At 59.4% G+C, this 24,574-nt stretch carries 20 protein-coding genes; 4 read left to right on the top strand and 16 right to left on the bottom strand.

Features of this window, described 5'->3' with window-relative positions:
- Positions 1 to 32 precede the first annotated feature (32 nt).
- Positions 33 to 1,973, bottom strand: a complete 1,941-nt coding sequence (gene dnaK / locus EI293_RS15530; protein WP_125439437.1) for a molecular chaperone DnaK — start codon at positions 1,971 to 1,973, stop codon at positions 33 to 35.
- 327 nt (positions 1,974 to 2,300) lie between these two features.
- On the opposite strand from dnaK, the gene EI293_RS15525 reads away from it, so the two are divergent.
- Positions 2,301 to 2,753 carry a DUF4262 domain-containing protein gene (locus EI293_RS15525; RefSeq protein ID WP_125439435.1) on the top strand — a complete coding sequence of 151 codons (453 nt, stop codon included), beginning with the start codon at positions 2,301 to 2,303 and terminating at the stop codon, positions 2,751 to 2,753.
- 79 nt (positions 2,754 to 2,832) lie between these two features.
- Here the strand turns inward: EI293_RS15525 and preA are convergent, their stop codons facing one another.
- From preA to EI293_RS15470, 11 genes are all read right to left on the bottom strand, one after another.
- Positions 2,833 to 4,224: an NAD-dependent dihydropyrimidine dehydrogenase subunit PreA gene (preA, locus tag EI293_RS15520; protein ID WP_125439433.1), complete on the bottom strand. Its 1,392-nt coding sequence runs from the start codon at positions 4,222 to 4,224 to the stop codon at positions 2,833 to 2,835.
- Positions 4,225 to 4,291: 67 nt separating this feature from the next.
- Entirely contained in the window at positions 4,292 to 5,620 is a 1,329-nt protein-coding gene (locus tag EI293_RS15515; RefSeq protein ID WP_125439431.1) for an FAD-dependent oxidoreductase, read from the bottom strand.
- Between the two features lie 105 nt (positions 5,621 to 5,725).
- The gene (locus EI293_RS15510) at positions 5,726 to 6,592 is read right to left on the bottom strand and encodes a nitrilase-related carbon-nitrogen hydrolase (protein WP_246010667.1); all 867 of its coding nucleotides are present in this window, start codon (positions 6,590 to 6,592) and stop codon (positions 5,726 to 5,728) included.
- A gap of 103 nt (positions 6,593 to 6,695) precedes the next feature.
- Positions 6,696 to 8,072, bottom strand: a complete 1,377-nt coding sequence (gene hydA, locus EI293_RS15505; protein WP_125439429.1) for a dihydropyrimidinase — start codon at positions 8,070 to 8,072, stop codon at positions 6,696 to 6,698.
- 140 nt (positions 8,073 to 8,212) lie between these two features.
- Positions 8,213 to 9,565 (bottom strand): aminotransferase class III-fold pyridoxal phosphate-dependent enzyme, encoded by a 1,353-nt coding sequence (locus EI293_RS15500; RefSeq protein ID WP_125439427.1) that lies wholly within the window; start codon positions 9,563 to 9,565, stop codon positions 8,213 to 8,215.
- A 98-nt stretch (positions 9,566 to 9,663) separates the two neighbouring features.
- Positions 9,664 to 9,945 carry a GIY-YIG nuclease family protein gene (locus EI293_RS15495; RefSeq protein ID WP_125439425.1) on the bottom strand — a complete coding sequence of 94 codons (282 nt, stop codon included), beginning with the start codon at positions 9,943 to 9,945 and terminating at the stop codon, positions 9,664 to 9,666.
- Positions 9,946 to 10,024: 79 nt separating this feature from the next.
- Entirely contained in the window at positions 10,025 to 11,497 is a 1,473-nt protein-coding gene (locus tag EI293_RS15490) for a CoA-acylating methylmalonate-semialdehyde dehydrogenase (protein WP_125439423.1), read from the bottom strand.
- A gap of 242 nt (positions 11,498 to 11,739) precedes the next feature.
- Positions 11,740 to 12,702, bottom strand: a complete 963-nt coding sequence (locus EI293_RS15485; RefSeq protein WP_125439421.1) for an alpha/beta hydrolase — start codon at positions 12,700 to 12,702, stop codon at positions 11,740 to 11,742.
- Entirely contained in the window at positions 12,702 to 13,646 is a 945-nt protein-coding gene (locus EI293_RS22270) for a pseudouridine synthase (protein ID WP_211339600.1), read from the bottom strand. Before EI293_RS22270 ends, EI293_RS15485 begins: the two co-directional genes overlap by 1 nt.
- Positions 13,647 to 13,697: 51 nt before the next feature.
- Entirely contained in the window at positions 13,698 to 14,099 is a 402-nt protein-coding gene (locus EI293_RS15475; protein ID WP_125439419.1) for a hypothetical protein, read from the bottom strand.
- Between the two features lie 315 nt (positions 14,100 to 14,414).
- Complete coding sequence (locus tag EI293_RS15470) at positions 14,415 to 16,484, bottom strand: VWA domain-containing protein (RefSeq protein WP_125439417.1); 2,070 nt, start codon at positions 16,482 to 16,484, stop codon at positions 14,415 to 14,417.
- Between the two features lie 156 nt (positions 16,485 to 16,640).
- On the opposite strand from EI293_RS15470, the gene EI293_RS15465 reads away from it, so the two are divergent.
- Together EI293_RS15465 and EI293_RS15460 are read left to right on the top strand one after the other, a co-directional pair.
- The gene (locus EI293_RS15465) at positions 16,641 to 17,201 is read left to right on the top strand and encodes a hypothetical protein (RefSeq protein WP_125439415.1); all 561 of its coding nucleotides are present in this window, start codon (positions 16,641 to 16,643) and stop codon (positions 17,199 to 17,201) included.
- The gene (locus EI293_RS15460) at positions 17,194 to 17,682 is read left to right on the top strand and encodes a hypothetical protein (RefSeq protein ID WP_125439413.1); all 489 of its coding nucleotides are present in this window, start codon (positions 17,194 to 17,196) and stop codon (positions 17,680 to 17,682) included. The genes EI293_RS15465 and EI293_RS15460 overlap by 8 nt, the downstream gene beginning before the upstream one ends.
- A gap of 170 nt (positions 17,683 to 17,852) precedes the next feature.
- On the opposite strand, the gene EI293_RS15455 is transcribed toward EI293_RS15460, so the two are convergent.
- Both EI293_RS15455 and EI293_RS15450 read right to left on the bottom strand, forming a co-directional pair.
- A complete protein-coding gene (locus EI293_RS15455; protein WP_125439411.1) occupies positions 17,853 to 19,046 on the bottom strand; it encodes an acetate/propionate family kinase in 1,194 nt (397 codons plus the stop codon).
- Positions 19,047 to 19,220: 174 nt separating this feature from the next.
- Positions 19,221 to 20,156, bottom strand: coding sequence for a DUF808 domain-containing protein (locus EI293_RS15450; RefSeq protein WP_125439409.1), 936 nt, complete (start codon positions 20,154 to 20,156; stop codon positions 19,221 to 19,223).
- A gap of 453 nt (positions 20,157 to 20,609) precedes the next feature.
- Here EI293_RS15450 and EI293_RS15445 point away from each other — a divergent pair, with 453 nt between their 5' ends.
- Positions 20,610 to 21,176: a hypothetical protein gene (locus tag EI293_RS15445; RefSeq protein ID WP_125439407.1), complete on the top strand. Its 567-nt coding sequence runs from the start codon at positions 20,610 to 20,612 to the stop codon at positions 21,174 to 21,176.
- Positions 21,177 to 21,478: 302 nt separating this feature from the next.
- On the opposite strand, the gene pta is transcribed toward EI293_RS15445, so the two are convergent.
- Complete coding sequence (pta, locus tag EI293_RS15440) at positions 21,479 to 23,569, bottom strand: phosphate acetyltransferase (protein ID WP_125439405.1); 2,091 nt, start codon at positions 23,567 to 23,569, stop codon at positions 21,479 to 21,481.
- 325 nt (positions 23,570 to 23,894) lie between these two features.
- The gene (locus EI293_RS15435; RefSeq protein WP_125439403.1) at positions 23,895 to 24,572 is read right to left on the bottom strand and encodes a YiiX family permuted papain-like enzyme; all 678 of its coding nucleotides are present in this window, start codon (positions 24,570 to 24,572) and stop codon (positions 23,895 to 23,897) included.
- Positions 24,573 to 24,574 lie beyond the last annotated feature (2 nt).

Genomic DNA, 24,574 nt, shown 5'->3' with positions numbered 1-24,574 from the left:
GCGTTATCCGCGTCATCTGCAACATCTGTGATTTACTTGCCTACTTCTTCGTAGTCCACGTCGGTCACGTTGTCGTGGCCGGCACCTTGCTGGCCGTTGCCGCCGGGCTGGCCGGCACCGCCGAAGGGGTTGCCACCTTCCGCGCCGGGCTGACCCTCGGGGCCGCTCTGAGCGTACATTTCCTGCGAAGCAGCCTGCCAGGCGGTGTTGATGGCGGCCATAGCCGTATCAATAGCACCCAAGTCTTTGCTCTCGTGGGCTTTCTTGAGGTCAGCCAGAGCAGTTTCCACAGCCGTTTTGTTGCCGCCGCTCAGCTTGTCGCCGTATTCGGTCAGCTGCTTTTCGGTCTGGAAGATCATCGAGTCGGCGGCGTTCAGCTTCGAGATGCGCTCCACTTCGGCTTTATCGGCCTCGGCGTTGGCAGCAGCCTCCTGGCGCATGCGCTCAATATCAGCATCCGATAGGCCCGAGGAAGCCTCGATGCGGATTTTCTGCTCCTTGCCGGTGCCTTTGTCCTTAGCCGTTACGTGCAGGATACCGTTGGCATCAATGTCGAAGATTACTTCGATCTGCGGCACGCCGCGGGGTGCGGGCGGGATGGAATCGAGGTTGAACTTACCAATGCGACGATTCTGCGCGGCCATTGGACGCTCACCTTGGTAAACAAGAATTTCCACGCTGGGCTGGTTGTCGGCAGCCGTCGAGAAGGTTTCCGATTTCTTGGTCGGGATGGTGGTGTTGGCTTCGATGAGCTTGGTCATCACGCCGCCCATCGTCTCGATGCCGAGGCTCAGCGGGGTCACGTCGAGCAGCAACACGTCTTTCACCTCACCGGTTAGTACACCGCCCTGGATGGCAGCGCCCACGGCTACTACTTCGTCGGGGTTAACACCTTTCGAAGGCTTCTTGCCGAAGAACTTCTCTACCTCTTCCTGAATGCGTGGAATGCGGGTCGAGCCACCTACCAGAATCACGTCGTTGATGTCGGAAGTGCTCAGACCAGCGTCCTGCAGGGCTTTTTTCACTGGCTCCATCGAACGACGGATCAGCGAGTCGGCCAGCTGCTCGAACTTAGCGCGGCTCAGCTTCACCACCAAGTGCTTGGGGCCCGAAGCCGTAGCCGTCACGTACGGCAGGTTGATTTCGGTTTCCGTCGACGAGGACAGTTCCACTTTGGCTTTCTCAGCAGCCTCTTTCAGGCGCTGCAGGGCCATAGCATCCTTGCGCAGGTCGAGGCCTTCGTTTTCCGAGGCGAAGGTTTCGGCCAGGAAGTTGATGATTACCTGGTCGAAGTCGTCACCGCCGAGGTGGGTGTCACCGTTGGTGCTCAGTACTTCAAATACGCCGTTGTCCAGCTCCAGAATCGAAATATCGAACGTACCACCGCCGAGGTCATACACGGCTACTTTGTGGTTCGAGTGGTCCTTGTCGAGGCCGTAGGCCAGGGCCGCAGCGGTAGGCTCGTTGATGATGCGCTTCACATCGAGGCCGGCAATGGCACCGGCTTCTTTGGTAGCCTGGCGCTGGGCGTCGTTGAAGTAAGCGGGAACCGTAATAACGGCTTCGGTTACGGGCTGGCCGAGGTAGTCTTCGGCGGTCTGCTTCATCTTCTGAAGCACCATAGCCGAAATTTCCTGGGGCGTATACTGCCGGTCGCCGATTTTCACGCCTACCGTGTTGTTGGAGCCGCTACCAAGGGCGTAAGACACGTTTTTGGCTTCTTCGGAAACCTCCGAGAAGTTACGGCCCATGAAACGCTTGATCGACTGGATGGTGTTATGCGGGTTGGTAATGGCCTGACGCTTAGCCGGGTCACCTACCTTGCGCTCACCTTTACCGTTGTCGAGGAACGCGACAATCGACGGCGTCGTGCGGCGGCCTTCGCTGTTCGGAATCACCACTGGCTCGTTGCCTTCCATTACGGCCACGCAGGAGTTGGTGGTGCCGAGGTCAATACCAATTATTTTTCCCATTTTAAGGAGTATCGTTAGGGTGTTGAAGTGTCAGATGCAGTGCCCGCGAAACAGGCACGCCGAGGGAGTTGCAAGACGCGTACCAGCCCGAAAAACGGCCTCTATTCGTGACAGATTGTCATTTTTGTCGAAGCTGCGCAGTTTTTTCCGGACGGCCTGACTTCTACGGGAAAAGTACGGTTGGGATTTCCTGACATGCGGGCAGGTACGTGCTTCACTCCGGCGTTAGTTCTACAACCTTACTATGTTTGGCTAGAGTTTAACAGCTTCCAGAACCACTAATATGAGAGCCGAAGCAACAATAGATGAAACGATTAATCAGGAAGCATGACCAACGACCAAATAGAACAGCACCACGCCAAGACAGAGGAAGCTTTTAAGAAGTACGGCTATTACTCCACCTTCATATTTGCTAACAATAAACCCTCATTTTGCTACTCTACTGGTATCTACAAGAACTTTGGAATACCAGAGCTTTTCATTTCAGCATTACCACAAAACTTGTCGCATGAGCTTATAGAGAACTATGTAGACCAGTTCAAGAATGTGGATTCACTGCCATTGAACAAGAGAATTGAAGACTTAACGGGTAGGTTCCCTGTCTACTTGATAGAAGTTCCGAACAACATGCTACTTGACTATACGCTGGCAACCATCAAGTTTTATAAAGGCCAGGAGTATAAATTTTTACAACTTGTTTATCCGGATACGAAAGGCCTTTTTCCAAATGATAACGGTTATGACTATGACCAAATCATAGTGGGAGAATTCAAAAGCTAAGAGTTTAGCTAAACTAAACGCCCCCGAATCCAACTGGATTCGGGGGCGTTTTCTCAAAGTGTAATCGAGATTTGGGACGTTACTCTGTTATTTTCTGCTTTACCGCCACTTCCTTATACAGCCGTGCCTTGCCGGGCAGCGTCTTCTCCCGCTCTTTGCCCAACGCCGCTGCCGGCTCGGGTACCCAATGGTGACGGCCGCCGGCCCGCTCATCGTTAAAGGTGATGGGAATATCATCGGCGGCGGTGCGCTCTTTCCAGGTCTGGTGCCGAGTGCCATCGTCGCGGCGCTCCATGGTAATGCACTGTTCCACGGGGCACACCAAGGAGCACAGGTTGCAGCCCACGCAGTTCTCGTCGATGATTGCCGGGGTGCGCGTGCCGGGTTGCAGCCGGATGGCCTGGTGGGCTCCGTCTTCGCAGGCGGTGTAGCACAGCTGGCAGCCGATGCACTTCTCGGGGTTGATGCTGGCGGTGACTTTGTACTGGAGGTTGAGGTCTTCCCAGTGCTTTACGTTGGGCAGGGCCCGGCCCACCATATCGTCAATCGTGCGGAAGCCTTTCTCCGCCATGTACTGCTCCAGGCCGCTGGTCATCTCCCGGATGATGCCGAAGCCGTAGTGCATGGCCGCCGTGCACACCTGCACTGAGGAAGCCCCGAGCAAGATGTGCTCCACCGCGTCGCGCCAGGTTTCGATGCCGCCGATGCCGGAAATGGGCAGGCGCACATCGGGGTGCTGGGCGCAGTTTTTCACCATGTTCAGGGCAATGGGCTTCACGGCCGGGCCGCAGTAGCCGCCGTTGCTGCCCTTGCCATCCACAATGGGGTAGGGCGCAAACAGGTCCAGATCAACGCCCACAATACTCTGAATGGTGTTGATGAGCGAAATGGCGTTGGCGCCCCCGCGCCGGGCCGCCAGGGCCGGCTCGGTGATGTCCGAGATATTGGGCGTGAGCTTCACGATAACCGGAATGCGGGCCACTTCCATCACCCACTCCACAATGGTTTGCAGTACCTCCGGTTCCTGACCCACAGCTGAGCCCATGCCCCGCTCGCACATGCCGTGGGGGCAGCCGAAGTTCAGCTCGATGCCATCGGAACCGGCATTGGTCACGTCGCGCACGATGTCGTGCCACTCCTGCCGGCTCTGCACCATGAGGGAGGCAATGACGGCGTGGTTCGGAAACCGCTTTTTCACCTCCTCAATCTCGCGCAGGTTGTCGGCCAGCGGCCTGTCGGAAATCAGCTCGATGTTGTTGAAGCCCATCATGCGCTTATCCCGGTAGTTCACGCTACCGTAGCGGCTCGATACGTTTACCACGGGCACGCCCAGCGTCTTCCACACGGCCCCGCCCCAGCCGGCATCAAAGGCCTTCATCACCTGGTAGCCCGAGTTGGTAGGCGGCGCCGAAGCCAGCCAGAACGGATTGGGCGACTTGATACCCGCAAAATTGATGGAGAGGTCAGGCATGGGAAGGAGGAGCTAGGAGTTGGTAGCTAGGAGAAGCTAGTTCCCCTCCTTGAAATAAGGAGGGGAGCTAGTTTTTGGTCAAAAACCCGTGGATACCGTGGGCGGCGGCTTTCCCGTCGGCGGCGGCGTTTACTACTTCGGCCCCGCCATTAGCGGCGTCACCGGCGGCGAAGTAGCGCGGGTTGGTGGTCTGATAGGTGGCTGGGTTGAACACGATGCGGCCCCGGCTATCCAGCTGCAGCTCCGGAATAAAATTGAGGAATCTAGTTTGCTTGGCCTGGCCGGTGGCCTTTATCACCATATCGCAGGGCTCCACGAACTCCGAGCCGGGGACGGGGTGGACCTGGCCGTTTCGCGTGGCGGTGCGCACGAACTTCACGCCTTCCACTTTGCCGTTACCTGTAATTTCCAGCGGAGCCACGTTGAACAGGCCCTGTACGCCTACACTTTTGGCCAAATCATACTCAAAAGCATACGCGCCCATTTCCTCCTTGCCGCGCCGGTAGGCTAGTACCACCCGCTCCGCGCCCAGCCGCGCCGACTCCGAAGCGGCGTCCATGGCGGTGTTGCCGCCGCCCAGCACGATTACCCGGCGGCCCACGGCCGTGTGCTGCTGCCCGATGCGCAGCTGCTCAATGAACTCCACCGCGCCCACGCAGTTATCCCGCTCCTCGCCCGGCAACCCCAGCGCCGACGTATGCCCCAACCCGATGCCCAGGAATATGGCGGCGTACTCGCTTTCCAACTTTTCCAGTTCGGGGCGGGAACTGATGGGGTGGTTGTAATGCACCCGAAAGCCGAGCTGTGCCTCCAAATAGGCCATTTCGGCCAGGGTTTCCTCGTTGGTGATTTTGTAGGGCGCCACGCCGTACAATGTCAGGCCGGAGGGCCGACTGCGGGCCTCAAATACTTCCACCTCGTGGCCCAACTTGCGCAGCTCGCAGGCGCAGGAAATACCCGCCGGTCCGGCCCCAATCACCGCCACCCGAAAGCCCGTGGCCGCGCCCGGCTGAAACAGGTGCTTACCCTGATCCATCACCTTGCGCGTGGCGTGGCTCTGCAGTCTCCCGATTTCAATCGGTTTGGCCCCCGTGGCCGTGTACACGCAGGAACCCTCGCACAGGACCTCCGTGGGGCATACTTTGCCGCAGGCGTTGCCGAAGTAGTTGGCCTCGTAAATGGTGCGGGCCGCGCCGGTGGCATTGCCGGAGTTGATCTGCCGGATGAACAGCGGAATATCAATGCCCGACGGGCAAGCCTTGATGCAGGGCGCATCGAAGCAGAACAGGCAGCGGGAGCTTTCCAGCATGGCCTCCGAGTTGCTCATCAGCGGCTTGAGCTGCGCGAAGTTGCCGGCAAATTCCTGCTCGGTAGTAGGGGTAGCGTATTCGGCCATTGGTTGGTTTTTAGTTTTCGGTTGGTGGTTTTTGGTCGGTTATTCTCAGCCAGGATGATGTTATCCAGGGGCCAAAAACCACCAACCAAAAACTAAAAACCAATCTTACAGCTCCACCAGCTTCTCGTAGGTTTCGGGGCGCCGGTCACGGAAGAACTGCCAGGTATTGCGTACTTCCTCAATCATGTCGAGGTCGAATTCGGTGATGAGCAACTCGTCGTTTTCCTCCGAGGCCTGGGCCAGAATCTGGCCGCGCGGGTCCACGAAGTAGCTGGTGCCGTAGAAGCGGCCCAGGTTCCAGGGTTTTTCCTCGCCTACGCGGTTGATGCAGCCCATGAAGTAGCCATTGGCCGCCGCGTGGGCCGGCTGCTCCAGCTTCCAGAGGTACTGCGAGAGGCCCGCCACGGTAGCCGAAGGGTTATACACAATTTCCGCGCCGTTCAGACCTAGCACGCGGGCCCCGTCGGGGAAGTGCCGGTCGTAGCAGATGTACACGCCCACTTTGGCGTATTTGGTTTGGAATACCGGGTAGCCCAGGTTGCCGGGCTTGAAGAAGAATTTCTCCCAGAAGCCGGAAGTGTGCGGAATGTGGTTTTTGCGGTATTTGCCCAGGTAGGTGCCGTCGGCGTCAATGACGGCGGCGGTGTTGTACAGGAAACCGGCCGATTCCCGCTCGTACACCGGCACAATCATCACCATGTTGTACTTTTTGGCGTACTCGGCCATCCGCTCCGTGGTGGGGCCGGGCACTGGTTCGGCGGAGGCGTACCAGGCCTTGTCCTGGCCCGGGCAGAAGTAGGGCGTGTTGAAGATTTCCTGCAGACAGAGAATCTGCACGCCCTGGCGGCCGGCTTCCTCAATCAGCGGAATGTGCTTCTGCACCATAGCTTCCTTGATTTCCTCAATTGTGCCTTCCCCTTCCGTCAGCGGCAGGCTCATCTGAATCAGGCCGGATTTGATTATTCTGGGCATGTTGTTTGGAGTTGATTGTTGATAGTATTTCTCGAAGTATTTCAGCGTAGAAAAGCACAGTGGCTCGCAGTGTTCTGGTGTCAGATTATTGCGGGAGGTAAGGCTAGAATTTCACCGGTCCACGCCGGATAAATTGCCCGTAGCCTCTAGCAACCTTGGTTTCGCCGGCGTCTACGGCTACCTGGCCGCGCAGCAGCACAGTGGTGATTTTGCCGGTTAGCTCGTGGCCTTCGTAGGCTGAGTAATCGACGTTCATGTGGTGGGTGGCGGCCGAAATAACGTGCTTCTTTTTGGGGTCGATGAGGACCAGGTCCGCGTCGGCCCCGATGCTGATAGTGCCTTTGCGGGGAAACATGCCGAAGATTTTGGCGGCGTTGGTGCTGGTCACTTCCACGAACTTCTGGGGGCTGATGCGGCCCTTCATCACGCCTTCCGAAAACAGCAGCTCCATGCGGTGCTCAATGGCCGGGTGCCCGTTCGGAATCCTGGAAAAGTCATCCTTGCCCATCAGCTTCTGCTCCCACATGAAGGGGCAGTGGTCGGTGCCCACCACCTGTACCAGGCCCTGGTTAATGCCGGCCCAGAGCGTCTGCTGGTCCTTTTTCTCCCGCAGCGGCGGCGACATCACCCACTTGGCTCCCTCAAACTCATCCTGGTACACGGAGGCATCCAGCAGCAGATACTGAATGCAGGTTTCCACGAACACGCGTTGGTTTCGCTCGGTGGCGCGGCGAACCTGGTTGAGTGCCCCTTCGCAGGTGAGATGCACGATGTAGGCATTCACGCCGGTGTAGTTGGCAATGTCACAGAAGCGGCCCGAGGCTTCGGCTTCGGTTACTTCGGGCTGGGAGAGGTAGTGGTAGCGGGGCGTGAGCTGGCCCGCGGCGCGGTGCTGGGCAATGAGCGTGTCAATCAGGTCGCCGTTGGTGGCGTGGGCCGTCACCAGGCCGCCGTGCTTCTTCACCTCCTGCATCAGGCCCACCATCTGCGCGTCGTCAATCATGAGCGCGCCCTTGTAGGCCATGAAGGTCTTGAAGGAAGTGATGCCTTCGGCCACCATATCCTTGATTTCCTCCTTGGTGCTGGGGTTGAAATCTGTGACGGCCATGTGGAAGCTATAGTCACCCACGGCGGTGCCGGTGGCGCGGCCTTGCCATTCCGTCAGTGCCTCCCGCAGGCTGTGGCCCTGCTTCTGCAACACGAAATCGATAACCGTGGTGGTGCCGCCGTGTAGGGCGGCGCGGGTGCCGGTTTCGTGCGTATCGGAGCTGAAGGTGCCCATGAATGGCATATCCAGGTGTACATGCGGGTCAATGCCGCCGGGCATTACCAGCTTGCCGGTAGCATCAATGGTTTCATCGGCCTGCATGGGCAGGTTTTTGCCGATGGCGGCAATGGTTTCGCCCTCCACCAGAATGTCACACACACCGTCGGAGTCAGCAGTAATAACGCGGCCGTTTTTTACCAGTAGAGTCGCCATCAAATAAGGTGATTATGAGCGAATTGTAAAAGGAAAAGATACGAATTGCGGGATGAAAACCCGCGCCGCAAAAGCAAAAGGGCTAGCTGAACTCATTTAAATAATGAGCCGAAAAACCAAGCAGGAAATAGGTGCGAAGCCTAGTGTGTATGGGCGTCAGCAATGCGCAACGCCTCCGAAATAATGGCTAGGCCCTCGTCCAGCTCGTCGCGGGTGATGTTGAGAGGCGGGGCAATGAATATGTAGTTCCAGCGCACGAAGGTGTACATGCCCAACTCCCGGATTTTGGCCGCCACTTGGTTCATCACGTCCATTTGCGCAGGCGCGGCGTTCCAGGGGGCCATCGGCTCCTTGGTTGCCCGGTTTTTCACCAGTTCCAGGCAACCAAACAGGCCTGTATTGCGCCATTCGCCGATGCTGGGGTGTTCCCCCATCAGGTCGCAGATGCGGGCGTCGAGGTAGTGGCCCAGGTTCTGCACGTTTTCGAGCATGTTTTCCTCCTCGTAGATGTCGAGCACGGCCACGGCGGCGGCGCAGGATACGGGGTGGGCCGAGTAGGTGAGGCCCAGCGGCAACGGTCGCTCATCGAAGTAATGGGCAATCTGCTCATCCACCATCACCGCACCCAGCGGCAGGTAGCCCGCCGTGATGCCCTTGGCCATGCACATCAAATCTACTTTCACGCCGTGGTGGTCGGAGCCGAACCACTTGCCGGTGCGCCCGAAACCCGACATTACCTCATCGGCAATGAGCAGAATGCCGTGCCTGTCGCAGATTTCGCGTACCCGCTGCCAGTAGCCGGGCGGGTACTTAATGCAGCCCGACGTACCCGACTCACCTTCCAGAATCACGGCCGCCACGCTGCCCGGATTCTCGTAGCCGATGATGCGCTCCATAGCAGCGGCGGCCCGCTCGGCGCATTCCTCGGGTGTGCTGCTGTACCAGGGGCAACGGTAGAAGTAGGGGTTTTCGACGTGCACCGTGCCGGGCATAGCCTGCGAGTCGACGGCAAACTTACGCGGGTCGCCGCCGACACTGATTGCCCCATACGAAGCGCCGTGAAACGACTGATACAGGCTCACTATTTTGTGGCGGCCGGTGTACACGCGGGCCAGCTTAACGGCGTTTTCAATGGCCTCAGCCCCGCCCAGGGTGAAAAACGCTTTAGTGAGGTTGGGGGCGGTAATGTCAGACAGCCGCCGGCCCAGGTCGCCGCGGGCCTTAGTAATCATGCCGGGATACACGTAGCTCAGCTCCCGCATCTGGGCGGCCACGGCCTCGGTTACCTTCTGGTTGCCGTGGCCGATGTTCACGTTCATCAGTTGCGAGGAAAAGTCGATGTAACGCTTGCCGTCCCGGTCCCAGAGGTACACGCCCTCGGCCCGCTCCGCGCTAATCGGGTTTAGGCCTGCCTGCTTCGACCACGAAAACAGCGTGTAATCGAGGTTATCCTGCAGAATCTGCTCTTTGTCGGTGTCGAAGGTGGTTTCCATTCGCTATGAATTTAGAACGTCATGCCGAGTGAAGGCGGAGCCGCAGCCGAGGCATCTTGCGTGCTGATGGTAGAGGGTAACCACTATCCAGCCCAAGTTTATAAATCAATCTGCTCCCAGCTGGGATTGAGTAAGTTAATCAGATACTCCTTCTTATTGCGCGTCCAGTTCTTGATTTGCTTTTCGCGGGCTATGGCTTGCGTAGCATTAGGATGAGTCTTGAAATACACCAGCAGATTGCACTGGTAGCGGCCAGTGAATTTCCCGGCTTCTCCTAATCCTTTGTTATGCTCATGTAGGCGGCGCTCTAAGTTGTTGGTAACGCCGGTGTACAGCACCGTGCGGGCCGTGTTAGTGAGGATGTAAACGTAGAAGCTCATGCAGCGGAATTGCTTTGGCAACGTCAGCACGCGAGATGCCTCGGCTACGGCTCCGCCTTCACTCGGCATGACGTTCATCCTAACTCATCCAGTTGGTGCGCGACTCGGGGTTCCACTTGGTGGTCACTTTCTTCATCTGGGTCCAGAACTCGATGGAGCTTTTGCCGGTGATGTCGCAGGCCCCGAATTTCGACTCGTTCCAGCCGCCGAAGGAAAATGGCTCCCGGGGTACGGGCACGCCGATATTCACGCCAATCATGCCGGCCGAGGCGTTTTCCATCACGTAGCGGGCCAGGCCGCCGCTCTGGGTGAACACGGCCGCCGCGTTACCATAGTTGGAGGCGTTTTCAATAGCCAGGGCCTCTTCCAGCGTGTTGGTGCGCATAATGGCCAGCACCGGCCCGAATACTTCCTCACTTGCAATGGCCATGTCGGGCGTCACGTGGTCGATGACGGTGGGGCCCACGTAGTAGCCGTTTTCGTGGCCCGCTACGGTGGGGTTGCGGCCATCCAGCAATACGGTGGCGCCGGCTTGCTCGGCTTCGGTGATGTAGCGTTCAATCCGCTCCTTGGCCTGCCGGCTGATAACGGAGCCCAGGTTCTGGCCGGGCACAATCTTGCGGGCTTCTTCCACCAGCTTGCTAATGATGTGGTCCACGGAGCCCACGGCCACCATAGCCGAGCCGGCCATGCACCGCTGCCCCGCGCACCCCGACATGGAGGCGGCCACGTTGGAAGCCGTCATATCCGCGTGAGCATCGGGCAACACCAGCAGGTGGTTTTTGGCCCCGCCCAGGGCCACGCAGCGCTTCAGGTTGGCGGTGGCCCGGCGGTACACCACCTGGGCAATGCGCGTGGAGCCCACAAACGACACGGCCTGAATAGCAGGATGGTCGCAGATGGCTTCCACGATTTCTTTGTCGCCATTCACCACGTTGAGCACGCCGTCGGGGAGGCCGGCTTCCTTCAGCAGGTCCGCAATGCGCATGGCACTGAGCGGGACCAGCTCCGAGGGTTTCAGAATCAGGCAATTGCCCAGCACCAGAGCGTTCGGGATGGTCCAGTGCGGCACCATGTTGGGGAAGTTGAACGGGGCAATGGAGGCTACCACGCCCAAAGGCCGCTTCTCGATGCGGCATTCTACGCCTTTGCTGACTTCCATCACCTCACCCGCCACCAGTTGGGGCAGGGAGCAGGCAAATTCGGTCAGCTCAATGGCTTTTTCCACTTCCGCCCGGGCCTCATCCAGCGTCTTGCCGTTTTCCTGCCGCACCAGCTCCGCCAACTCGGCCATGTGCTGTTCCAGCAGGGTTTTGTAGCGGTAAAATACCTGCACCCGCTCCTTAATCGGCGTGGCCGACCAGGCGGGGAATGCCGCTTTGGCGGCCTGCACGGCCGTATCAAGGGCCGCCGCGCCAGAAAGCGACATTTCGGCCAGCACCTCACCCGTCAGGGGGCTTTCCACTGATAGGGTATTGGCGGTTTCGGTATCGACAAACTGACCGGCGACGTAGTTGCGGATAACCGGGTATTTTACAGTTTTTGCCTCCATGTTACGGAATTGTTAAGTATCCGCAAGTAAGAGGTTTTTCCAGAACAACCTACGGACCACTGGAATTTTATACTCTTCCAAAAGAAATATACCACCTTATAAGCAGCTGAAAAATAGGCTGCACATAGCGTAGTGGTTTGATAACATACTACGCTGCGCCAAGCAAGTTCGGGCACCCCAGCACCGCCAACTGCTGGGTCGACAAGCTTTAATGCCTATTGGAGCTGGGCGGAATAGTGCTATTACAGGTTGGTGGTGCGCGGTAGAAAATTTCGGATGGTTTGTTCCCACAAGGCTCTGTGCCGTCGCCAGTACGGCTCGTGGCCGGAGCCGGCAAAATCCTGACGCTGCTTGGGGCCAGCCAGTGCCGCAAAAATGGCGTCGGTTTCCGGGCGGGTTACGCGTGGGTCGGCGGTGCCCCAGAGCAGGAGAGTAGGGGTGGTGACGCGGGCAGCGTACCGGGTGGCGTTGAGGTTGAAGGCCCAGAAGTTGTTTTCCACCCCGCCCCAGAATACCAGTAGGTTAGCCATCGGGAAGGATGGGACGTGCATGGAGCGGAAGCGGCTTTGCGCAGTTTCGAGCATAGAGCCGTAGGGGCACTCCAGTACGTTGGCCGTGGGGTGCACGCCTAACTCGGCCTCGGCCCGCAACGTGGCCACGGCCCCCATGGAGTTGGCGTATACGAACACCGGCCCGCCCCGGCGCTGCAGCCAGCGCACCACGGTGGCTACGTCAGCGGCTTCGTGGTGGCCCACGGTACACACGTTGCCCGAGGAGCCGCCGTTGCCGGCAAAGTCCGTGAGCAGCACGCTGTAGCCGAGGCGGCGGAAGTAGGCGGCCTCGGTCAGAAGCTTGCTTTTGGAGCTGGTATAGCCGTGAAACAACGCCACCGTGCCGCGCGGGTGCGCTACCGGGCCGTACCAACATTCCAGCCGGCCGTTGGGGCTGTTCAGATGCAGCGTGGCATACGGAAACGCGGGCCGCTGCCGGTTGACGGGCTTGGGGTTGCGGATGCCGGTGAGCAGCACTCCCAGCTTCTGCAGCGGCGTAAGCTGCTCGGGATTCTCGGTATGCGTCCCGGCTTCCGTGGTAAAGTGCGTGAAGCGCCAGGCATGGAAGGCAGCTACCACGTTTAGGCCCGCAAACACCACGGCCGCCAGCACGAGGGTGCGGCGGCCGTAGCGTAAAACTTGTTGGCTGCGCATTAGCCGCGCCCGGGGCGTTTGCCACCCGAGGGGCCGGGTTTGCGGCCGGGGCTGCTTGGGCGGCCACCCGGCGCGGCGGGGCCCCGGCCAGCCGGTTTGGCTCCGGGCTTGCGGCCCGCACCACCCGCTGCTGCGGGCCGGCCGCTGCTTTTGCCACCGGCCGGTTTGGGCGTGAAGGAGCCCGGACCCGCCGCGCGGCCCGCACCCCGGCTGCCGGCCGCGCGCTTGGTGCTTTCGGCAGTGGGTTTGGCGGAGTTGCTGCGGTTGTAGCCGCCCGTGGGAGCTGGCTTGGCGTTGGCCGGCCGGATGCCGCCGGGCCAGTATTCGGAGCCTTTGTTGGGTGTTTTATACGTGCCGGCGGCGGCCGTCTGGGCGGCCATGTCCTCGGTGAGGGCGGCTACTTCCTTTTCCGTCAGCTCGCGCCACTGGCCGGGCTGGAGGTCGGCCACTTGCAGGTCGGCCAGCTGCACGCGCACCAGGCGCAGGGTAGGGAAGCCCACGGCGGCCGTCATCTTGCGCACCTGCCGATTCATACCCTGCGAAATCCGGATCTGGACCCAGCTGGTGGGAATGGCGGCCCGGAAACGCACCGGCTTGCTCCGCTCCCAGAGCTGGGGCGCGTCGGGCAGCAGGGTTACCTCGGCCGGACTGGTGAAGCCGGTTTTTAGGTCCACGCCGCGCCGCAGGTTTTCCAGGGCCTCCTCGGTGGGCACGCCTTCTACCTGCGCCCAATAGGTTTTCGGCACCTTGAAGCGGGGCTCGGAGAGGCGGTGCTGGAGCTGCTTGTCATCGGTGAGCAGCACCAAGCCTTCGGAGTCGTAATCGAGGCGGCCGACGGGGTAGATGTTGGGGACATCCACGAAATCCTTAAGGGTTTGCCGGCCGGTTTCGTCGGTAAACTGGGTGAGAACTTCGTAGGGTTTGTTGAGCAGAACGTAGCGCATGCGAATCGTGAGCGTTGCCGCCCAGCAAAAAAGTAGACGGCAAAGGTACGCTTACTTTGGCAGCCGTTTCAGCCGAATACTCTCGGCAATGAGCAGACGCACTACGCCATTGGGGCGCACCACGTATTCGCCACTGTCCACCACCTTCACGCCGTTGCGCATTTCGTCCCGGTAATCGTGATACACCAGCGTACCGATGCGCACCGAATCGGCGGGTGTGGGGGCGGGCGGCGCGGGCTGCCCATTGATGCGGGCCAGCTGGGCCAGGTACAGCAGTGAGTCGCGGCGGGTGTAGGGCTGATAGCGGAACTTGCCGGGGAAGTAGTTTTTGGGGTCGGACACCCGGTTGCGCACGAAGTCCTGCACGGCTAGCTCCCGCAGCTTCTCCGGTGATTTGGCGCAGCCCAGCAGCAGCAGCGTGGCAGAAAGAAGGGGGAAGGATAAACGCTTCATAGGAAGTAAAAGCAAGCTAAAATCGGGTTGTTAAAGCCGCTCGGGGAGCGGCAAAAGTACGCTGGCAATCACGCTGCACGAGTTTGGTGAGGAGCCAAGTAGATGCAGAGTAAGGTATATGTCATACTGAGCGAAGCCGGAGGCGAAGTTGAAGCATCTCTACTGGTCCGTTGCAGTAGTAATCCAACGAAGCGGTAGAGATACTTCGACAAGCTCAGCATGACGTTCTTTTTCAGTCTCTGTTATGCTTGGCAACATCAGCACGCGAGATTCCTCGCTGCACTCGGAATGACGTTCTGCTATTCGGTTTTGCACCTACACGCCGCCGGAGTACTTGCGGGTGGCCCATTCCACCGTCATCAGCCCCACAAGCAGAAAAAACAGCCATTTCAGGTTGATCAGGTCTTTCAGGTCTTCCTGCTCGTAGATGATGGGCTTGTAATTGGCCCGCTGAATATCCCGGCCCAGCTGCTCCAGCTGCTGCGGGAAATACAGCCGCTGCCCACTGCGGCGGGCCAACTGGAATAGCAGGTTGTGGTCGGCGCGCGACTGGGTGGCTTCCAGCTGCAGCTCCTGCACCAGCACTTCGCCCTGGTCCTGCTGGGGCTGGCCGGCCAGGGTGGCGCGGGCCACGTAGCGGTAGAGGCCGGCCGGCAGCGGCCCCAGATGCAGCGGCGCGCCGTCCTCGGTGGTAGAGTAGGTGAAAGTGCGGGTCTTCTGCTGCTGGTCGGTGAGCGTGAGGGTGATTGGCTGGCCGTAGATCCGCTCGAAAATGGCGTTGTAGGTTTCGGCCCCGAAGGTTATGTCGTCTTGGGCATTGAAGACGTCCTGGGTCGGATACACGTCGAGGCGCTTGCGGTTGGCGTTCTGGGTGAGCAGCTGCAGCGTCCGGAGCACCAGCCGGTCGTAGGCTTCGGGCCGGTCGTCGTGCTCCACGGCTTCCTGGAGGCGCCACTGCCAGCTGCCTTCGGTGAGCAGCGTGGCCTGCCGCCGGGCGGGCGTGCCCCCGAATACCAGCAGCGGCTTCTGGGTTTTCACCCGGCCCACCTGCTGCCACAGTGCGGCTTCGGCCCCGCCGTTCAGGCGCGCCTCCCCAAAAGGCACCGGCGCGGGCGGATAGGCCAGAAACCGCCGCAGCGCATCTTCCTCAAACGAAAACCGGGTGAAGGCGGGGTTAGGCAAGGGCGTCACGTCGTCGGTCTGGCTGCCCCGGGGCGTGACGGTGAGGCCGGTGCCGAGGGCGTTGTAGGCCCCGAAGTTGGTTTGCGCGCCCAGCACGTACAGCACCGGCGCGCGGCGGGCCTGCACCTGGGCCAGTACCTCGGCCCCCACGCCGCCCACGGCCGGCAGCTGGTGCAGAATGGCCACGTCGAAATCCTGGTTTTTCAGCGGACTGATGCCGGGCAGGTAGGTGGTGAGGTCGAAGTTGCCGTTCTGCAGGATGGCGGCGCGCAGGGCCTTCAGGTCGGGGTGCGGGGCCGCGCCGGCCAGCAGCACCCGCAGCTTCCCCTTCACCACGTCGAGGTAGGCGAATTTGCGGTTGTTGAGCAGGGTAAACTCGCCCGGGAGCTTATCCACGGTTACTTCGTAGCGCCGCTTGCCGGGGGCCGGGGCCGTGAGCAGAAAGGTGGTTTTCACCCGGCGCTGGCCGGCCGGCAAGCGTACCTGCCGGGTTTGCAGCACCCGGTCGTTTTCGCGCACCTGCACCGTGGCCGTACTGCCCGCGTAGCCGTCGTAGCCGATTTCCGCTTCCAGCGGAAACTGGTTGCCGCTAAAGGCCACGCGGTTATAGGCCAGGGTCGGCAGGCTCACGTCCTTCTTCGGGATGGTGTCGCCCACGCCCACGGTGTAGAGCGGGAAGCGGTAATCGGTGAACTGCGGGGCGCGGCCCTGGTTTACCAGCCCGTCGGAGAGCAGCACCACGCCCGCCAGGTTGCGGCCTTCGTAGCCTTCCCCGATGCCGGCCAGCAGCCCGTCGAGGTCGGTGGCCGCGGCTCGGAACTGCACCGAGTCGGGCCGAGGGGCGGGTCCGATGGTGAGGGCGCGGGTTTCCACCTCGAAGCCCTGGCCGCGCAGGGTTTCGGTCAGCTTCGTGAGGCCCTGGGTAGCCTGGCTGAGTACCGCCGGCGGCGTAAACAGCCCCACCGACTGCGAGTTATCCACGGCCAGCACGATGGTGGGCTTGCGGGTGGTGGTGGTGGTGGTTTTGAGGAAGGGCGACAGGAGCAGAAAGCACAGGAAGCTCACCACCGCGAAGCGCACGGCCGCCAGCGCGTAGTTCACGCTTCGGCTCCACGGAGCTTTGGCCGAGTACAGCAGGGCCGCGTAGCCCAGCCCCACCAGCAGGCATAGCGCAATAAACCAGGGAGAAGCAGATAACAGCAAAAGCCGACAGAAATCAGTGTGAACCTAAAAACCCCAAACCCGCGCCCATAGTTGCGCCGCGCGCCGGGGCCGGGTAGCGAAGGTAGCAGGTTGCGGCAGGAGATGGTAAACCGGAACCCGCCGCCGCTTACCTTGGGGCAGAATCAGGCCCACGATATGCTCCAGAAGTTAGTTCCCATTTTGTTTGTGCTGGCGTGCGCGGCGTTTGTGCTGTTGCCGAAGATAATAGCATCGGATAACCAAGAGCTAGCTCATCAAACCGAAGCCCACGCACCCCTGGCAAATCTGAGTTGGGGCGATACTATCCAGTTACAAGCTTTTTATGCTGATTGCGGCGAGTTCGGCGGTCATCTGGAGAGAATCAAGATCTTTCTTCCCACATCAAGTCCGGAAGGCCAGCCCATTGCGGTTCTGTTGCTGGATTCAACTAATTGTGAAACAGACCAAAAGCAGCATTTGCTATTTAAGGCGCAACAGGTTCGTCTATCGGTTTCCCAGCAGCATAAAGTAGAAGAATATATGCGGGACCTGCTGGTGTATGGGCAACAGAAATTTCCCTCAGTTAACGCAAGTAATGGATTCGTTGCCAGCCTGTATTCTCAGGAAATGGGTGTGAAAATTGTTGACATACGAGTATTCGATACACGGTTTACATTTGACGGTTTCAGCCGGCTACGACAGTCTTTATTCGCCAATTCCTCAGCCAGTCATGACTAAATTTAAAAGTCCTATTCCTCTCTGGGCCGGATATCCTCTACTGTTTATTCTGGGAGTCGGCACCGGCATTATTGCCTCCGGTTACGAGTGGAGCAGCAATGGCTACCAACTGCTGCTTTCAGAGGTTGTCATTGCTCCGCCTCCGCCTAATGCAACCTGGTGTTTTCCCAACACGAGCTTAAGAACTGCTATACAAGTACGGACTGCACTTGCCGGGACGCTACATGAGGATCCTGCTTTTTCCAGCGTAGATAGCACACAAGTAGCCGCAGTTATCAAGCAGTTGAATACTGAACCACAGATTCGAGGCTGGTATCCAATAACGTTGCTACGGCAGCAGAATGGTCACTACGAAATATTGGTACAGGGTATAACGGGTGGCCTTACCCTGGCTACTGAAGAAGGCACCTTCTATCTGCATCGGATACCTGAAAGATTTCACGAGAAATACGATAGTCTGGTGCAAGCTCGGCACCGGTAGTAAGCCCGGGTTGCGCAAGGTTATACTGACTCCGGATCGGCGGCTTTTTCAGCCGTCGGTCCGGTCGTGGTAAGAACAGTTTAACCGCCCTTAATTTATCGGCCACCGCGCCAGCCAACGACGACCGGTCCGACGGCTGAAAGAGCCGCCGGACCGGGGCGGCTATACCCTTACACGGCCGCGCACAGCCGCGCAATTTCCAGCTCCTCGTTGGTGGGCACTACCAGCACCCGCACCCGGCTGCCGGGCGCCGATAAGTCGCGGATGCCGGGGGCGCGGCGGGCATTTTCGGTTTCATCGAGCTGGATGCCCAGGAAATCCAGGTTGGCGCACACCAGCTGGCGCACCAGCGCGTCGTTTTCGCCCACGCCGCCCGTGAAAACCACGGCTTCGGCCCCGTTGAGGACGGCCAGGAAGCTGCCGAGGTACTTCTTGATGCGGTAGGCGTAGAGGTCGTAGGCGAGGCGGGCGCGCGGGTCGCCTTCGTTGAGTTGGCGCGTGATGTCGCGCATGTCGCTGTGGCCGGTGAGGCCAAGCATGCCGCTTTCCTTGTTGAGCAGGTTCTTCACGTCGTCGAGCGAGTAGCCCAACTGCTCTACCAGGTGGAAGATGACGGCCTGGTCGGTGTCGCCGGCGCGGGTGCCCATCACCAGGCCATTCATGGGGCCGAAGCCCATGCTGGTATCCACGGCGCGGCCGGCTACGGTGGCGGTCATGCTGCAGCCGTTGCCCAGATGTACCGTAATCACGCGGGCGTCGGGCTGGCCCAGGTAGCGCAGGGTTTCGCGGCTCACAAACTGGTGGCTGGTGCCGTGGAAGCCGTAGGCGCGTAGTCCGTGCTTGGTGTACAGCTCCTCGGGCAGCGCGAAGCGGTAGGCGTGGGGCGGGAGCGTGCTGTGAAACGCCGTGTCGAACACCGCCACTTGCCGGGCCTGCGGAAACAGCTGCTCGGCCACCTCCATGCCCAGCAGGTTGGCCGGGTTGTGCAGCGGGGCCAGCGGAAACAGCTCCCGGATGCGGGCCTTCACCTCCGGCGTCACCAGCGTCGGCTCCCGGAACTCCTCGCCGCCGTGTACGGCGCGGTGGCCCACCAGCTGTACGTCGGCGGGGTCGGGCAAAACGCCGGTTTCGGGGTTAGTAAGTAAACGCATGGCTTCCTCCAGGCCGGTGCGGTGGTCAGGGATGGGCAGGGTGTGGCGCTCGGTGTGCTCCTGGCCGTCGGGTTGCAGGGTGGTGTGCGTGAGCCGGCCATCGGCCAGGCCGATGCGCTCCACCAGCCCGCGGGCCAGCGGCTGCTCCTGCGGCCAGCGAAACAATTGGTACTTCAGCGAGCTGCTGCCGGAGTTGATGACGAAGATGTGCATGGGGAATGACAAGGGGAAATCGGAGCTGCAGAACACTAGCACGTCATACTGAGCTTGCCGAAGCATCTCTACCGCTTCATTGCAATGCTAACCTAACGTAGCGGTAGAGATGCTTCGGCAAGCTCAGCATGACGTGCTATATAAGATGCGGGGGCGCGAACTGCAAAGTTCGCGCTACTGAGCAACCTCCTTCTTGGCCGGTAGTACTTTCTTCACCAGCCGCACTATCTGATCAACCACGAAGCCAATCACCAGACCGCCCAGGCCGCAGGCGACTACTTTGGCCAGCCAGGCCACGGCGGGCATGGAGGCCAGGGCTACTTCTAGGTCGTGCAACAAGTGCGCGGTGAAGGGGATGCCGTGGGCAATGATTTCGGCGCCCACCCACAGCATAGCGGCGGTGCCCACGTAGCTCAGGATGCTGAGAAACTTCGGCATGAACTTCACGAGGCCGCGGCCGAAGCTCTTGGTAGCCGCGCTGTTGTCGCCCTCGGCCAGGTGCAGGCCGATGTCGTCGGCCTTCACAATCAGCCCCACGAAGCCGTACACGGCCACCGTGATGAACACCGCCACGGCTAGCATCACGATGATCTGGTTCACGATGGGCTGGTCGGTTACCTGGCTGTAGGCAATGGCCATGATTTCGGCCGACAGAATAATGTCGGTGCGGACGGCGCCGGCCACGCGCTGCTGCTCCAGCTCCTCCGGCGTAATGGTTTCCAGTTGCTCGGTTTCTGCGTGGGCCTCGGGGTGCTTGCTGAACATAGAGTGCACCTTCTCGTAGCCCTCGTAGCACAAATAGGCCCCGCCCAGCATCAGGATGGGCGTGATGGCCCAGGGTGCGAAGTAGCCCAGCACCAGCGCCGCCGGCGTCAGAATCAGCAGCTTGTTGAACAGCGACTTTTTGGCAATTTGGTAGATGATGGACAGCTCCCGGCTGGGGTCGAGGCCGACCACGTACTTGGGCGTCACGGCCGTATCGTCAATCACGATGCCCGACACCTTGCCGGTGGTTTTGGCCACCTGCGCCGGCACATCGTCCAGGCTAGCGGCACTGACTTTCACTAAAGCCGAAATGTCATCTAGTAATGCAAAAAGTCCGGAGGCCATGTAGGTTGGTTGGGTGAAAAAAGCAGTGTTGAAAGCGTGCAGCCGGCCCGCGTGCCCGGGTTATCGGGCGGCAGGCCGCTGCAAAGGTATCCGGAGCAGCTGTACGTTGGCCACGCGCCCGGAGCTAAAGCTCGGCGGGCCAGCCGGTACGCAACGAATGCAAGGGCAAGCCGTGCTGATACGGTTTTCCCGTAAAAAAGGCGTGGGGCGCAGTTGTTCGGAGGCTCATACTGACAATCTTGTTGCTCAGGAATCATTCTACCGCATCAGCATCAAACCCATTGAGATTTAAACCCGCGTAGCGCGACCGACCTGCTTCTCCTCTCGATATCCCAGGTTATGAGGATCGGGTTTTGGCAATAAGCTTAACGTTAGTGTTATTGCCGAAAGACTCTTGTGTACAGAGACACCCTCACTACCTTCAGCAATAGTGATATTAACTGCAACTGTAGAATGACACGTTACTTATTTATACTGCCATTTATTTGTTTGACGCTAATTAACTGGGGACAGATACAGAAAGGTAATGACCAATCCAAACTTTCAGGTAATAACAATCAAGTAAGCATTGATAAAAATTATAAAACTACCAAAGTAGAGGCTTTTCAAATTTCATCCATTATTTTTGGAATTTACTGCGGTGAATGTGACAATCATTGTGCGACAATGTTTAAATATAGTTTTGGAGATAATTCAAAAACTTTATTAGTTGACAGCACTGATGGTTACTTTAAAAATAAAGGCAATGTAATTTTTGATAAATCAATAAATGATATAAAAAGAATTCGTATAGCTCAAAGTATTTTTAATAAAATTCCAAATCAACTCCTGACGACAAATAAACTTTCAGAGTCTTTTGGTTGTCCAGACTGCACAGATGGATGTGGAATTTATTTTGAAATCAAGCAAGGTGGCAGAATAAAAAAGTTTTACATTGACAATCAAACTGGACAACTTACTGGCGAAATGAAAGAGTTTGCAGAATTTTTAAGAATGGCAATAGCGAAGTTGAAAGGATAAAAATTAAATTATGTGACTAACCAAAATGAAATCAGTATGCAGCCAGCAAAAAAAGGTTTGTGCAAGTGTGGCTTGATGGAAGAGTAATTAGCAGAAAATTAATGTCAAAAATTAGTTCCAACTCGACGGAATGCAATTGAGCAACAGAATAACGATCAACAAAAAAAAGAAAATTAGTCTTGACGTCATGGGCGGACGGAATTCTACTATCATACCTGCTCAAAGCCTCGAACGTTAGCCAAAAAAACAAAAGGCCCCGCTGCTTCGCCTGAAGCAACGGGGCCTTTGTGCGGCTGCCGAAACTAGCCCTGCGCCTGGATGGCCGTTAGCAGCACCGTGTTGTAGATGTCATCGACGGTGCAGCCGCGGCTCAGGTCGTTGACGGGCTTGTTCAGGCCCTGCAGCATCGGGCCGATGGCCAGGGCGCCGGTTTCGCGCTGCACGGCTTTGTAGGTGTTGTTGCCGGTGTTCAGGTCGGGGAAGATGAGTACGCTGGCCTGGCCGGCTACCGGCGAGCCGGGCAGCTTCTGCTGGCCCACGGCAGGGTCCACGGCGGCGTCGTACTGGATGGGGCCTTCCACCAGCAAATCGGGGCGGAGCTGGCGCACGAGCTGGGTGGCCTGGCGCACCTTGTCCACGTCGGCGCCCTCGCCGGAGGTGCCCGAGGAGTAGGACAGCATGGCCACCCGCGGCTCGATGCCGAAGCGCCGGGAGCTGTCGGCCGAGGAAATGGCAATTTCGGCCAGCTGCTCGGCGGTGGGGTTGGGGTTCACGGCGCAGTCGCCAAACACCGCCACCCGATCCGGCAGGCACATAAAGAACACCGACGACACCACCGACACGCCCGGCCGCGTCTTGATAAACTGCAGCGCCGGCCGAATGGTGTGCTGCGTGGTGTGCACCGCCCCCGACACCATACCGTCGGCCAAACCCTTATACACCATCATCGAGCCGAAATACGATACGTCGGTCATCAGGTCGCGGGCCATTTCCAGGGTCACGCCCTTGCTGCGGCGCAGCTCAAACAGGGTTTCGGCGAAGTCCTGGAACAGCGCGGAATTGGCCGGGTCGAGCAACTGCACGCGCTGCGGGTCCAGGGGCCGGCCGAGGCGCTTGGCGGCGGCCAGAATCTGGGTCGGGTCGCCGAGGATGGTGAGGCTCACCACGTCCTGCTCCAGCAGGCGGGCGGCCGCGCGCAGCACCCGGTCGTCGTTGCCCTCGGGCAGCACAATGTGCTTGCGCTGGCTGCGCGCCCACTGCAGCAGCTGATACTGGAACATGTGCGGCGTGAGGCCGCGCGGCGCAAACGTACTCAGCTGCTCCAGCAGCCGCGGCGCATCGAGGTGGCGCTCAAACGTCTGGATGGCCAGCCGAATTTTCTTGGTTTGCTGCGGCCCGATGCGCGCCTGAATGTTGCCGATGCGGGTGGTGGTCTGGAACGTGCCGTTTTCGACCAGCAGAATCGGCACGGCCGCGGGCAGGCCCTCAATCAGGCGCAGCACCGACTCCTCGGGCTTGTAGCCGCCCGTGAGCACCAGCCCCGCCACGCGCGGGTAGTTGGCCGACATATTGGCCTGCAGCGCCGTCAGGATGAGGTCGGCCCGGTCGCCGGGCGTGATGATGAGCACGTTTTCCTGCAGGCGCATCAGGAAGTTGGGCACCTGCATCGAGCCGTTGATGAAGTGGTCGACGGGGTTAGTGAGCTGGTCGGCCCCGAATAGCAGCTCCCCGCCCAGCTGGTCGTGGATTTCCTGCATGGTGGGGCTGCGCAGGGCCGGGCTTTCCGGAATCAGGGCCAGCTGGGTTTCGGGCGGCAGCTGGTCGCGGAGCAAGGTGCGTACCTCATCCAACTGCGCCGGGGCCACGCGGTTGAGCACCAAAGCCAACACCTGCACTTCGCTTTCCAGCGCATCGCGCCGGATGGAGAGGGCGGCGTTGACGAGCTGCTCCACGGTTTTGTCGAGGCCCGAAATCAGCAGTACCACCGGTACGCTCAGGTTGCGGGCCACCTGCCAGTTCAGGTCCAGCTCCAGGGCCAGGCTGCTGCCCACGAAATCGGTGCCCTCTACCACCACGAAATCGTGGGCGGCTTCCAACTGCTTGAAGCGGTGAATGATGGTGTCGAGCAGCTCCCCGGCGCGGCCGGCCTCCACCATGCGCAACGCCTCCTGGCCGGTGTAGGCGTAGGTTTCGGGGTAGTCGAGGGGCAGCTGGAAGTGCTGTAGCACCGTCTGGATGTGGTAGTCGGGCTGGCCGGCGGCGAGGGGCGTGATGATGGGCTTGAAGTAGCCCACCCGCTGCGCCTGCCCCAGCAGCAGGTGCACCAGCCCCAGCGTCACAACGGATTTGCCGCTGTACGGCTCGGCGGTGGCAATGTAAACGGCTTTGCTCATGAGTAGTTGGGGGTAGTCAGAAGCACGTACGGATGCGGCGCAATGTACGGCTGAAGTGGTTGGCAGAGTCACTTTCCCCGCCCGCCTCCGCCCCGCCCGCTACGCCTCAAACCATTGCCTACGTTTCCTAGAAGTGTTCGGAAATAAAAACACCCAGACACTTCCGCCGGGGAAGTGTCTGGATGTTTTTATTTCCGAACACTTCCCCGGCGGAAGAGAGTAGAAATAATTGTTTTCGGGCACTTCCGATTCGAAAGGGGATGGATGCGTTTGTGGTGTAGGCACCTGTGCTGCCCACACCACATAAACCAGAGCCGCCGAAGTATCACCGTGTCGCCACCGTCACCAGCTCCGGACTATCAAACATGGCAACGGGAGAAATAACGGGCTCAGTCAGCGGCAAATGACTACCGTACCGCTCGCGCAGCTTCTGCTGCACGGCGGGATGGGAGAGGTCGAAGTCGCGCAGCTGTTGGAGCTTCCCGATTTCGCGGCCGGTGGCTTGCTGGTAGGTTTTCCAGAGTAGCTCGGAGCAATATAGCCGCTCGTCGCTCCAGCCGAAATACAGGTCGTAGGCGCGTCCTTGGTACTGCAAACCGGTGCGCCGGAGTTGGCGCAGAGTGGCAGGCGTGAGCAATTGGTCAGCATCGCGCAGGCGTTTCACTACGAAATGGCTGCCCCGGCCGCGCCCAATCCACTGTTCCAGCGGGGTGAGTCGCACCGGCTGCACGGCCTCCAGTACCTGCCATTCGCCGCCCTGCCGCAGCAGCATGCCGCAGTGGCTGTAGGGTGAGTGGGTAGCCAGCTGAATGGCCTTGCTCTGGGCCGAGCGGGAGGTGTGAAAAATTAAATCCCCCTCGCGTAGTTGCAGCGAGATGGATAGAATCGTCAGCTCCCCCCGGTGCCGCCGCTGAAACCGGCTAAACCGGTGCCGCAAGTGCGTGGCGGCCACCGCGGCTACAATCAAGAGCAATGCCAGGACAATAGATATGGGACGACGCATAC

This window comes from Hymenobacter perfusus (assembly GCF_003944765.1).
GTDB lineage: Bacteria > Bacteroidota > Bacteroidia > Cytophagales > Hymenobacteraceae > Hymenobacter > Hymenobacter perfusus.
Note: the sequence above shows the minus strand (reverse complement) of the source record. Positions and strands in the feature narration are given on the sequence as shown.

What these genes read in the sequence shown, in the direction of transcription:
- EI293_RS15475 (WP_125439419.1), bottom strand. Translation starts at nt 14,099, where the DNA reads ATGAAGCGTTTATCCTTCCCCCTTCTTTCTGCCACGCTGCTGCTGCTG.
- pta (WP_125439405.1), bottom strand. Translation starts at nt 23,569, where the DNA reads ATGAGCAAAGCCGTTTACATTGCCACCGCCGAGCCGTACAGCGGCAAA.
- dnaK (WP_125439437.1), bottom strand. Translation starts at nt 1,973, where the DNA reads ATGGGAAAAATAATTGGTATTGACCTCGGCACCACCAACTCCTGCGTG.
- EI293_RS15485 (WP_125439421.1), bottom strand. Translation starts at nt 12,702, where the DNA reads ATGCGCAGCCAACAAGTTTTACGCTACGGCCGCCGCACCCTCGTGCTG.
- EI293_RS15500 (WP_125439427.1), bottom strand. Translation starts at nt 9,565, where the DNA reads ATGGAAACCACCTTCGACACCGACAAAGAGCAGATTCTGCAGGATAAC.
- EI293_RS15465 (WP_125439415.1), top strand. Translation starts at nt 16,641, where the DNA reads ATGCTCCAGAAGTTAGTTCCCATTTTGTTTGTGCTGGCGTGCGCGGCG.
- preA (WP_125439433.1), bottom strand. Translation starts at nt 4,224, where the DNA reads ATGCCTGACCTCTCCATCAATTTTGCGGGTATCAAGTCGCCCAATCCG.
- EI293_RS15460 (WP_125439413.1), top strand. Translation starts at nt 17,194, where the DNA reads ATGACTAAATTTAAAAGTCCTATTCCTCTCTGGGCCGGATATCCTCTA.
- EI293_RS15445 (WP_125439407.1), top strand. Translation starts at nt 20,610, where the DNA reads ATGACACGTTACTTATTTATACTGCCATTTATTTGTTTGACGCTAATT.
- EI293_RS15455 (WP_125439411.1), bottom strand. Translation starts at nt 19,046, where the DNA reads ATGCACATCTTCGTCATCAACTCCGGCAGCAGCTCGCTGAAGTACCAA.
- EI293_RS15490 (WP_125439423.1), bottom strand. Translation starts at nt 11,497, where the DNA reads ATGGAGGCAAAAACTGTAAAATACCCGGTTATCCGCAACTACGTCGCC.
- hydA (WP_125439429.1), bottom strand. Translation starts at nt 8,072, where the DNA reads ATGGCGACTCTACTGGTAAAAAACGGCCGCGTTATTACTGCTGACTCC.
- EI293_RS15510 (WP_246010667.1), bottom strand. Translation starts at nt 6,592, where the DNA reads ATGCCCAGAATAATCAAATCCGGCCTGATTCAGATGAGCCTGCCGCTG.
- EI293_RS15435 (WP_125439403.1), bottom strand. Translation starts at nt 24,572, where the DNA reads ATGCGTCGTCCCATATCTATTGTCCTGGCATTGCTCTTGATTGTAGCC.
- EI293_RS15515 (WP_125439431.1), bottom strand. Translation starts at nt 5,620, where the DNA reads ATGGCCGAATACGCTACCCCTACTACCGAGCAGGAATTTGCCGGCAAC.
- EI293_RS15525 (WP_125439435.1), top strand. Translation starts at nt 2,301, where the DNA reads ATGACCAACGACCAAATAGAACAGCACCACGCCAAGACAGAGGAAGCT.
- EI293_RS22270 (WP_211339600.1), bottom strand. Translation starts at nt 13,646, where the DNA reads ATGCGCTACGTTCTGCTCAACAAACCCTACGAAGTTCTCACCCAGTTT.
- EI293_RS15495 (WP_125439425.1), bottom strand. Translation starts at nt 9,945, where the DNA reads ATGAGCTTCTACGTTTACATCCTCACTAACACGGCCCGCACGGTGCTG.
- EI293_RS15450 (WP_125439409.1), bottom strand. Translation starts at nt 20,156, where the DNA reads ATGGCCTCCGGACTTTTTGCATTACTAGATGACATTTCGGCTTTAGTG.